This is a genomic window from Paenibacillus koleovorans NBRC 103111 (genome assembly GCF_004000845.1).
GTDB lineage: Bacteria > Bacillota > Bacilli > Paenibacillales > NBRC-103111 > Paenibacillus_AA > Paenibacillus_AA koleovorans.
This window is the reverse complement of sequence record NZ_BIMA01000177.1, coordinates 1-10,179: the sequence shown is the minus strand read 5'-3', so window position 1 is coordinate 10,179 and position 10,179 is coordinate 1. Positions and strand designations below refer to the sequence as shown.

The 10,179-nt window shown below is 51.2% G+C and carries 10 protein-coding genes and 1 pseudogene; 10 read left to right on the top strand and 1 reads right to left on the bottom strand.

The features are described from left to right. From PKO02S_RS30470 to larA, 7 genes are all read left to right on the top strand, one after another. Positions 1 to 934 (top strand): spore germination protein (locus PKO02S_RS30470; RefSeq protein ID WP_164821785.1); only part of this gene is annotated, 934 nt, incomplete at its 5' end. An 83-nt stretch (positions 935 to 1,017) separates the two neighbouring features. Continuing rightward, positions 1,018 to 1,338, top strand: a complete 321-nt coding sequence (locus PKO02S_RS30465; protein ID WP_127588797.1) for a hypothetical protein — start codon at positions 1,018 to 1,020, stop codon at positions 1,336 to 1,338. Positions 1,339 to 1,401: 63 nt separating this feature from the next. Further along, positions 1,402 to 2,070, top strand: coding sequence for a PspA/IM30 family protein (locus PKO02S_RS30460; protein WP_127588796.1), 669 nt, complete (start codon positions 1,402 to 1,404; stop codon positions 2,068 to 2,070). Further along, positions 2,071 to 3,114 carry a TFIIB-type zinc ribbon-containing protein gene (locus PKO02S_RS30455; protein ID WP_127588794.1) on the top strand — a complete coding sequence of 348 codons (1,044 nt, stop codon included), beginning with the start codon at positions 2,071 to 2,073 and terminating at the stop codon, positions 3,112 to 3,114. Continuing rightward, a complete protein-coding gene (locus tag PKO02S_RS30450) occupies positions 3,111 to 3,896 on the top strand; it encodes a TPM domain-containing protein (RefSeq protein ID WP_127588792.1) in 786 nt (261 codons plus the stop codon). The genes PKO02S_RS30455 and PKO02S_RS30450 overlap by 4 nt, the downstream gene beginning before the upstream one ends. A 21-nt stretch (positions 3,897 to 3,917) precedes the next feature. Next, positions 3,918 to 4,904 (top strand): SPFH domain-containing protein, encoded by a 987-nt coding sequence (locus PKO02S_RS30445; protein WP_127588790.1) that lies wholly within the window; start codon positions 3,918 to 3,920, stop codon positions 4,902 to 4,904. A gap of 462 nt (positions 4,905 to 5,366) precedes the next feature. Then, positions 5,367 to 6,629 (top strand): nickel-dependent lactate racemase, encoded by a 1,263-nt coding sequence (larA, locus tag PKO02S_RS30440; RefSeq protein WP_127588788.1) that lies wholly within the window; start codon positions 5,367 to 5,369, stop codon positions 6,627 to 6,629. A 28-nt stretch (positions 6,630 to 6,657) separates the two neighbouring features. On the opposite strand, the gene PKO02S_RS30435 is transcribed toward larA, so the two are convergent. After that, on the bottom strand, positions 6,658 to 7,512 hold the full coding sequence (locus PKO02S_RS30435) for a helix-turn-helix domain-containing protein (RefSeq protein ID WP_281280484.1): 855 nt from the start codon (positions 7,510 to 7,512) through the stop codon (positions 6,658 to 6,660). A gap of 275 nt (positions 7,513 to 7,787) precedes the next feature. Here PKO02S_RS30435 and PKO02S_RS30430 point away from each other — a divergent pair, with 275 nt between their 5' ends. The 3 genes and pseudogenes from PKO02S_RS30430 to PKO02S_RS30415 all read left to right on the top strand — a co-directional run. Beyond that, positions 7,788 to 8,171 (top strand): sialidase family protein, encoded by a 384-nt coding sequence (locus PKO02S_RS30430; RefSeq protein WP_127588784.1) that lies wholly within the window; start codon positions 7,788 to 7,790, stop codon positions 8,169 to 8,171. Continuing rightward, positions 8,143 to 9,336: a sialidase family protein gene (locus PKO02S_RS30425; RefSeq protein ID WP_127588783.1), complete on the top strand. Its 1,194-nt coding sequence runs from the start codon at positions 8,143 to 8,145 to the stop codon at positions 9,334 to 9,336. The genes PKO02S_RS30430 and PKO02S_RS30425 overlap by 29 nt, the downstream gene beginning before the upstream one ends. Positions 9,337 to 9,783: 447 nt before the next feature. After that, positions 9,784 to 10,179: pseudogene (locus PKO02S_RS30415) on the top strand (group II intron reverse transcriptase/maturase); the annotation flags it as partial.

Below are 10,179 nucleotides of genomic sequence, written 5' to 3'. Positions count from 1 at the left end.
GATGATCAAGATCGACGGCATCCTCGATTCCGGATACATCGAGCAGTTCATCCAGGACAATCATTTTACGCCGTTCCCCCAAATTCAGTACACCGAACGGCCGGACAAAGCGGTCGCTAGCCTGCTGGAGGGCCGTGTCGTTATTCTCGTGGAGGGCTCGCCGATCGCGCTCATCTTGCCGACGGTGTTCGCGCAGTTCTACCAAACGATCGAAGATTACTCGGAACGCTTTCTAGTGGTTAGCTTTATTCGTATAACCCGTTTGCTTGCTCTCGTCTTCTCGTTGATATTCCCAGCGCTCTATGTTGGCATCATCGCCTATAACCCGGAGCTAATCCCGACGACATATGTGGTTGCCGTATCCGGAGGGCGAGCAGGGGTACCCTTCCCGGCCGTGCTGGAAGTGCTCATTATGGAGATTTCTATGGAAGTGCTTCGAGAGGCGACGATCCGATTGCCTCAGCAGGTCGGCGGAGCGCTGTCGATCGTCGGGGTGCTTGTCGTCGGCCAAGCGGCCGTGTCCGCCGGCTTCGTATCCCCGATCACGGTCGTCGTCATCGCCCTCACCACGATAGGCTCATTCGCGACACCGGCTTATAATGCAGCACTGGCCTTACGCCTGCTCCGCTTCCCGCTCATCATTCTCTCCGGGATGTTCGGCTTATATGGGCTAGTCGTCGGGCTCATCCTGATCGTGAATCACATGCTATCCTTAAAGTCGTTCGGGGTGCCTTATTTGAGTCCCATCATCCCTGGAAATTTTGAAGGGATGAAAGATACCGTTTTTAGATCCCCACTATTTTGGATGCACCGCCGACCTGCTTTGCTTCACCCGCAGAAGACGGAGAAGTTCGAGCCGGGGGAATACAGCCAATTAGAACGGTCGAAGTCCGATGTATTAGAGCCTACAAGGTTTAAGCAAGACAAAAGCTGACTGGGGACGAGGAGGCAAGATGGAAGCTGCAGGGGATGGCCACCAGGCATTATGGAAATCATACCAGTGGAGGTCATCTCTTTATGTGGTGGAGCACGTACTTTGCATTAGCGATCAATCTCATCATCATTGCTTTTATGCCCAAGAGATTGACTAAAGTTGAAATCTATGTGACTTGGATCATCATTGTATGTATTAATTTGAGCAGCGATATCATTTTAGCGCTTTACTTCAAGCTGTACGAATTGGATGAACCGGGGATTCAGTTCATGGTGCCTCGAAGAATGATTATATTTGCGCGCTTCTGTTTGTCCGGTGGCATATTCATTTTATCCGGCAAAAGAAATAACAAGCCATCCGAGGCTGTCAAGCACTTGGATGGCTTGTTTGTTTTTCCTGACTAAACATTTTCCCGCTTTTTACGGTATGATAGAAGAGATGCATCTTGATTCAAGGAGGAGGTCTGTATGGGAATCTTATCGAGGTTCAGAGAAATAATGGCGAGCAATTGGAATGCGCGCTTAGATCAAGCCGAGGACCCGGAGAGAACGCTGGATACGTATATGCGCCAATTAAACGCCGATATAGGGCAGGTGAAGGCCGAGACGGCAGCGGTGCTGGCGGAGGAACGAAGGGCCAGGCGGGCCTGGGACGAAATCCGCGCCGAGATCGACAAGCTGCAGCGTTATGCGGATAAGGCTGCCGAAGCGGGGAGCCCAAGTGAGTCCGGCAAGTTCCTGGATCGCAAGGTAGCACAGGAAGAGAAGGAAGTCCAGGTGCAGGCAGACTACGAATCAGCCGCCTCGAATGCAGCAAACATGAAGCAGTTGATGGAAAAGCTGACCGCGGATCAGGACCAACTGGAGGCGCGACGGACGGCATTGAAAGGAAAGCTGGCTGCTACCAAAGTGCAGCAATCCTTGAACGCTATGGGTTCTCCTCTTGGCGAGGCAAGAGATTCCGTGTTGGACGCCGTGGAGGACAAGATCAATACGGCGTATGAAGAAGCGATGGCGGTAGCCGAGCTTCGAGCGGGCTCCGGCAGCAGCCTGGACAAGGAATTCGAGGAGCTGGAGAAGCGGGAACGGGAGCAGAAGCAGGGGCAGGCAAGCGACAATAAAGGACAAGGTGAGTAGATGCCGGTTATTGAATATAAGTGCCCCAACTGCGGCGGTGGCATGTTCTTTGATAGTGAGACGGGCAAGCTGGGTTGTGCCAGCTGTGGACGACAAGACGACATCCAGGCGATGCCGGATGCGTTGACGGAAGCCTTTGCGGGCGATACTTTCTCAGGAGAGGACGCGAAGGAATATCATTGCACGAGCTGCGGAGCGGTCGTGATAACCGACGCGGAGACGGCGGCGACGCTCTGCAGCTTTTGCGGCTCCGGCGTGATCCTTGGCGATCGGCTGTCAGGCAGGCTGGCTCCGGCGCTCGTGATCCCTTTCGCGATCAGCAAAGAAGAGGCGATGGCTGCGTTCAAGAAATGGTGCAGAAACGGCCTGTTGACGCCCGGCGGATTCATGACAGCCGATCGAATCAAGGGCATCACCGGCATGTACGTCCCTTTCTGGCTGTATGGGCTGGACAACAAGATCGAGGTCCAAGCGAACGGCCTAAAAGTACGCATCTATACACAGGGCGATTATCGCATTACCGAAACGTCGCACTATGACGTGTACCGAAAAATTCGGTTGAATTACGTTCGTGTTCCGATCGATGCCGCCGAGAAAATGAATGATGCGATCATGGACAAACTGGAGCCTTTTCCCTACGAGCAGCTCAAAGGCTTCAAGACCCCGTATTTATCAGGCTATCTCGCGGAGAAATACAGCTTCAATGAAAATGAGCTGCTCGCTCGAGCCAAAAGGAAAATCCATTCCTACATAGAAGCCTATATTCAATCTACATTCGCGGAGTACACTTCGATTACGGGCGCCTCTAGACAGATCGATACGCAATTAAAAAAAGCGGAGTATGTCTTGCTGCCGGTGTGGGTGGTTCATTACGATTACAAGAAATTGGAGTATACGTTCGCGATGAACGGACAGACGGGCAAAGTAGTAGGGAAGCCTCCGATCAGCAAAGGAAAAGTGGCGGCTTGGTTCGCGGGGGTCTCAGGTGTCTCGTTTCTTCTATTGAAAGGCGTAGCCTGGATGATGGGAGGCGGGTTGTTATGAAGAAGTGGACAGCGATCTTCGCCGTGCTTGTACTTATAGCCATCATTATAGCTGCGACAAACGCTGGAACGACTTACGCCGCGACGTCCTCCAAGTCGCTCATCTTCGATGAAGCGGGGCTGCTGAGCAAAGACGAATCCACCGAACTGAACGAGCTGGCGAACAAATATGGCGCCTTGCGGGAGACGGACATCATCATCTTCACGACCCCTAACGCCGCTAACGCTGACGTTATGAAAATGACGCAAGATTTTTACGATAAGCGCGCACCGGGGTATGATAAGCCTCATGGCAATGCGGTTATTCTCACCGTGGATATGAAGCATCGGGAAGTGTATTTAGCCGGCTTTTACAAGGCAGAGGAATACTTGGGCGACAAGCGGTTGGAGCAGATTCGCGCCAAAATCAGCCCGGATTTATCAAGCGGAAACTACCAATCGGCTTTTCAGAAGTATATCGAAACCTCGTACCGCTACATGGGCATTCCACCGGGAGTCAACCCAAACAATCCGCTATTCAACATTTGGCTGCAGCTGGGGGTTTCCCTATTAATCGGGGGGATAGTCGTAGGGATTATGGCATATCGCTCGGGCGGACGGGTAACCGTGGATCGAAGAACCTATGAGGATACCGGCAATTCGGGCGTGGTGGACAGACGGGACAGCTACATCCGAACGACGGTGACCAAAACAAAAATCGCAAAAAGCAGCGGCTCGGGTGGCGGCGGTGGCGGAAGAACCGGTGGAGGGCATTCGCATAGCGGTAGCAGAGGTTCATTCTAATGTTGAAGGGATGGGAAGAATATGAGCTTTTTCGGCAATCAGTTCGCTAATGTTGTGGAATGGGAAGAGTTTCGGGATGACATGATTTTCTGGAAATGGAGCAACCGGGAAATCAAAAAAGGCAGCAAGCTGATCATCCGTCACGGACAAGACGCCTTGTTCATTCACAATGGCTTAATCGAAGGGATATTCGAGAAGGAAGGCGAGTACAAAATCGACTCGGAGATCATTCCGTTCCTGTCGACGCTAAAGGGCTTCAAATTCGGCTTCAACAGCGGGATGCGGGTGGAAGTGCTGTTCGTCAATACGAAGGAGTTTACGGTTCGATGGGGCACGCAAAATCCGATCCTCATTCCGACTCCCCAGCTCCCGGGCGGGATGCCGATTCGGGCCAACGGTACATTTATGTTCAAGGTGAATGATTATGTTGCGCTTATCGATAAAATCGCCGGGATCAAAAACAGCTATCTAGTGGAAGATGTGAAGCTTCGGTTGACTTCCGTGCTCGATCAGCTGCTTATGAAGTGGATTAGCCGGGAAGGCAAAGATATGTTCAACCTGCAAGCGAACGCATCGAATATTGCAAGAGGGATTCAGGAAGACCTCGACATGCAAATGCTGGACAACGGCATTACGATTACGGGATTCCATGTGATGAGCTTCAATTATCCGCCGGAAATTCAAGCGATGATTACGAAGACCGCCTCGCATGAGATGATTGGCAACCTCCAGAAGTATCAACAGGTCAGTATGACCGATGGTATAGCTTCCGGCAACGTGAAAGGCGGAGGCGCTGCGGCGGATATGGCTGGGATGATGATGGGGATGAACATGGCGAATGAAATGATGAGGAACATGAACAATGCCCAGAAGCCGTCGGCGGAAAACGGGTCACCTTCATCTCCATCTGCTCCAAGCGGCACGAATAAACCGAACTTCTGCCCGAACTGCGGTACAAAAACCGAGGGGGCTAACTTCTGTTCGAATTGCGGACAAAAGCTCGGTTAGCTGCAAGGGATGGTTGGCTCAACAATGGCGAAAGACACCTGAAAAGGTGTCTTTTTTTTAATAGAAAATATAGTTTTTTGGGGCGAACCCAAAGGTTCCCCCCTCTCCAGAGACGGAGACAAAGGCCTCCATCGTGCAGTAGTCCGACTTTTCCTGACTACGGGTGCACCCGCTAAATGTAGGGGTGCTCCAGTCCGAGTTTACCCACTTACAAAGGCGTTTTTACGCACCTCTTACAGAAACCCCCGCTCCAATTCGGCAAACTCGGACTGGGGGGCATAATCCTCCCATGAGCGGCCTTGCTGTCCGACTTTTTCGGACTGCATCCAGCGGTTACTCAATGCCTTAGCCACTGCCGTAGTCAATATATATTGCCATAAAAGTATCAAAACCCTTGAGACAATGGACCTTCAATAGTGTACAGTCTTAATAGGACCAGCATCCGTTAAGGGGGTTACGAAATTGGAAGTGAATTTATTATATGGTCGTACGGGATTGCCGGTACAACTGCCGGATCATGCGGTCATTCTTGAGCCGAAAGCTCATCCGATGGTGGACGATGAAGAGCAGGCGGTGCTCGCTGCGCTCCGCGAACCGATAGGTTCGGCACCCTTACGAGACTTGGTCAAAAGTTCGGACCGCATCGCGATCGTGATCAGCGACATTACGCGTCCTACACCGAACCATAAGCTCGTTCCTTGGTTGTTGAAGGAGCTGAGCCATGTGCCGACGGACCGGGTTACGATCATTAACGGGACCGGCACGCATCGCGATCAGACGCGGGAAGAATTCATACAAATGCTTGGAAGAGATGTCGTAGATCAAGTTAATGTCATTAACCATCACTGTCAAAACCCAGACGAACTGGTCAAAGTCGGCCATAGTTCCTTTGGTTGCGATGTTTATTTGAACAAAGCTTATGTGGAAGCTGATTTCCGGATCGTCACCGGCTTTATCGAGCCCCATTTTTTCGCTGGATTCTCGGGAGGATGCAAAGGGATTATGCCGGGCATTGCCGGGCTCGAGACGATTATGACATTCCATAACGCTCAGATGATCGGGCATCCGCTGGCAACCTGGGGAACGATGAAGGGCAACCCTCTGCAAGAGATGGCGCGAGAAGTCAATCTGATGTGCAAACCTGATTTTATGCTCAATGTGACGTTGAACGGGGAGAAACAGATAACGAATGTATTTGCTGGAGAGCTGTTCGAAGCCCATAGGCAGGGATGCGAGTATACACAAAAGCATGCCATGGTCCGATGTGAGAGCAGATTCGATGTCGTCCTCACTTCAAACTCCGGCTATCCGCTGGATCAGAATTTGTACCAGGCTGTGAAGGGGATGAGCGCCGCCCATAAAATTGTGAAGCAAGGCGGAACGATTATTTGCGCTGCCGAATGTTCGGACGGGATTCCCGACCATGGCAATTACGCCCGAATTCTACGAATGGCCGATACACCTGAGAAGCTTCTCAGCATGATCGAGAATCCTGAATTTAAGATGTTCGATCAATGGCAGGTTCAGAAGCAAGCCGTCATTCAAATGTGGGCTGATGTTTATCTACACTCGATGCTTACGGAGGAGCAAGTCAAGCAAGCATTGCTTCGACCAGCCTCGAATCTGAGCGACACGATAATCAACTTGAGAGGGAAATATGGTGACTCGATGACGATAGCCGTCCTTCCGCAAGGCCCTCTAACCATTCCCTATTTGGAGGATTAGAACGAAATTAATCTAGAGTTGGTCTATTTTATTTGGTTGGCGGTTCGTTATCCCTAAATTCAGTAGGTGTGCGGCCGGTCAATTTCTTGAATGCCTTAGACAGGTGATAACGATTGGCGAAACCGCTTGCGCTAGCTAGATCGACTAGTGATAACCGGGTGGTAACCAGTAATTTTTTGACCAGCGAAATACGTGATTCTAGGACGAACTGGTGAACGCTCAACCCGTAACGATGTCGAAACAATTGAGAAAAATGCGAAACCGAATACCCGTTTAGTTCCGCCAGATCGGCTACCGTAATCGGTTCGTTAATGTGCGCTTGTATATAGGTAGGGACCCATTCCAGCGATAAACCCATAGAGCGGGGGACCTCTTTTCCTATGCTCATAAATTCACGCAGAATGGACAACACCAGTGTCGAAGTAAGCTGATCCGCTTCCAATTGTGCCAAGGGATTGTATCGCAGCCATAGGCCAGCGATTTGGTTAATGGTGTTAACTATCGGTACGGTCTTTGCGAACTGGAGGATAACCGGGATATTCACTTGTGGAAAGCCGTTCAGCCGGGGCTGCGTCATTCGGGCAAACTCGCTGGATAGATTCAAATCCAAATCGATATGAATAGCTGAATCCGGATGCGAACGGAACTGCTGGAAAAACACATCGAAATGAACAAAGGCGAACCGAAACGGACCGTCGCTATGAAGGGAGTTCCACTCATTAGGCTGAATTAAGGCAAGATGACCCGGGCGCAAGGAGTAGCACCGTTCGTTTATGCAAAGCGTCCCATTGCCTTCTTCCACATGGATCAACTGATAATCCAATAGCCTTCGCCCAGGTGGGTGCAAGGCTGTTTTTCGTTTGGCGACGCTTGCTTTCCTCATATGGGGGACAAGAGGCACCCGGGTCATAAATTCCTCTAATGTTTCGATTGCAATACCCGCCTTTCATTTTAAGAGTAAAATAACACAACCCCCGCGACCGTACAACGTTTTCCTCATCCTTTCGTTGAAATGCTACCCCATACGCGAGAGGATATCTAAAGCGACGATTCGCTTATCCAATCCGACGGACTTCTCCAAACTCCATTGAATCTCAATTTCCGATGCCATATTGTTGCTGTGAAGGCAACTATTAGATGGATAAAGGAGTGAGAGGCATGCCAAACACTGCTAACTTTCACGGAATGAAGCATTTGCAGGAGAGCAACAAAGTGGATATTCGCAAGGAGCCGGGGATTTACTTACATGTGGCTGGGATGGCGAAAACGAAGAGAGGCATAGTATGTACTTATCGGTTGGCCGATCAACACATGCTGAGGTCAAGCGATATTATGGTCTGCTATTCCTATGACGGAGGCCGAACGTGGGAGGGCCATCGGTCGATCTCGCATCTCGATGTGGAGCACGACCAAGCGGTTTGGATCGCGCCGGAATTGAATGCGTTGCCGGACGGACGGCTGGTCATTATTGTGGACAAAGGCAATCGTAAGCCGGATGAAGAGCATGTGTCCCTTGTATATGTGGCAAAAGCCGAACCGTGAAATGGCCAACTATGTGCTATGGAGCGAAGATGACGGACTGACATGGAGCGATCCGAGAAAAATCGATGATATCGGAGGGGAGCCGGAGCGCATTCACCAATTGGCAAACGGCGACCTGGTCTATACGCTTGTTCAAAGTGCCGATCGTACCGATAACCGGGCGCACATCGGAAATATGCTCGGTACGTTGGAGCCGGTCGGCTATTATATGTGCTACCTAATGGCTTCTACGGACGGCGGGAAGTCGTTTCATCTACGAAGTGTACTCGCCAATAATCAGCTATACGCAGACGGGGAGGTAGGTATCGTCGAATATGCGCCTGGACAGCTCCTGTCGGTTTCACGATGCGGCGATATGGGAGGGATGTACGGGCAGCCTAGTATGATCCGCCGCAGCTTGGATTTCGGATTTACATGGAGCGAACCGGTCCTGTCGCCTTATTATGGGCAAAGAGCGATACCGGGTAAGCTACAGTCGGGCAATATCCTCATCACGTATCGAAGTGCGCCTGGCACTTACGCTAGTTATGCCGCCGTGTTCAATCCATATGAGGACATCCGCTACGAACCAAACTCGAATATTTGGGACGAATCTCGCTGTTGGATTGAAGATGGCACGATGGTGCTGCGAACGGACGAGCATTACGAGAATGGAGTGAATTTTATTTTCTACCCTGCGGAAGATTTGCACGCGCGAGTGGAGATCGAGGCGGAGCTAGCCGTCCAGGAGGCGGATATCAACGGTTGTAACATAAGTGCGGGCTGCTGGATCCGATTCGAGCCGAACCGCATCTCTTTGGCCGACCGGCCGGAGGATAGCTTTGAGCTAGATGCGACCCAATTCCACCGGTACCGGATTTTACGTGAGGATGGCACGATCTCCATCTTTGTCGATGGGGAGCTTCGACTGAGCCGTATGGTCAATGGGCTCGATGTTCGATTTGTCCGAATAGGCAATCGGGAGGGATTCAAGCGCAATCGATCCGTCAGCCGTTGGAAATCCGTTCGTGTCAAAGTTGAGAATCAAGACGATGCTTGTATAGACTGGGCGTGGAGCGTAGAACAGGGCTATCCGGATCAGTTCCGTCGCGATCGTATCCTTTGCCTGGATAAGGATGGGAGCCTCATGCACGGCAATCTCCTGAAGCACATCGAAATTAGCTGAATCTATGTAAACGAGGCTGCCGGACGGCAGCCTCGTTTACTTGCGTTGGTGCGCCACGCATGACGCGCAGCTAGGCGGTGAGAGTCCGCTATGGGGGCTGGCAGTTGCCAACCATTAGCCAAGAGCAAGGGTGTCCATCGCGAGGTGGAATCTGAAGGAAGCTGGAGGCAAAGTCCTGACCCGAGGAACACGAACCGCATCAGGCATCCAAAGTGGGATGAGTCTGCCAAGCAAGGCGAAATCCAATAAACTGCACAGACACGAGGATGTAAATACGGCGGGTACATGGGATGAAAGTTACGCGACTTACCGTGGGAGGTCTCACGGACGCATGAAACGGATAAGCGATATGCGGTTGAAACAAGATTTATCGTGAGAAGTCAGCAGAGACCATAGTAGTAACGCGACAAGCGTTATGAAGGGTTGAACCTAAGGAGGTGTTAGTCAATGAAAGTTACCAAAGTCGGGACAAAAGAAAGCAGAATACCTTGCTGTAGCAAGGGCTGCCCGCAAAGAGAACGTGCGGAACACGAAGGGTATGCGGGAGCGCTTACCGACAAGCGGATAACGGAAAACAACAACACCGACGCAAACAGCCAAGGGGACAAGCTGTTAGAGCGAATCTTGAGCCGAGAGAATCTGAACAAGGCCTACAAGCAAGTGAAGAAGAACAAAGGCGCACACGGCGTCGATGGGATGGAAGTAGAGGAACTGCTACCATATCTCAAAGGCAATGGAGATGAACTCGTAAAGCTTGTTCGGGACGGAAAATATCGTCCAAATCCGGTCCGCAGGGTGGAGATCCCCAAGGACAACGGGAAGATGCGAACACTGGGCATACCC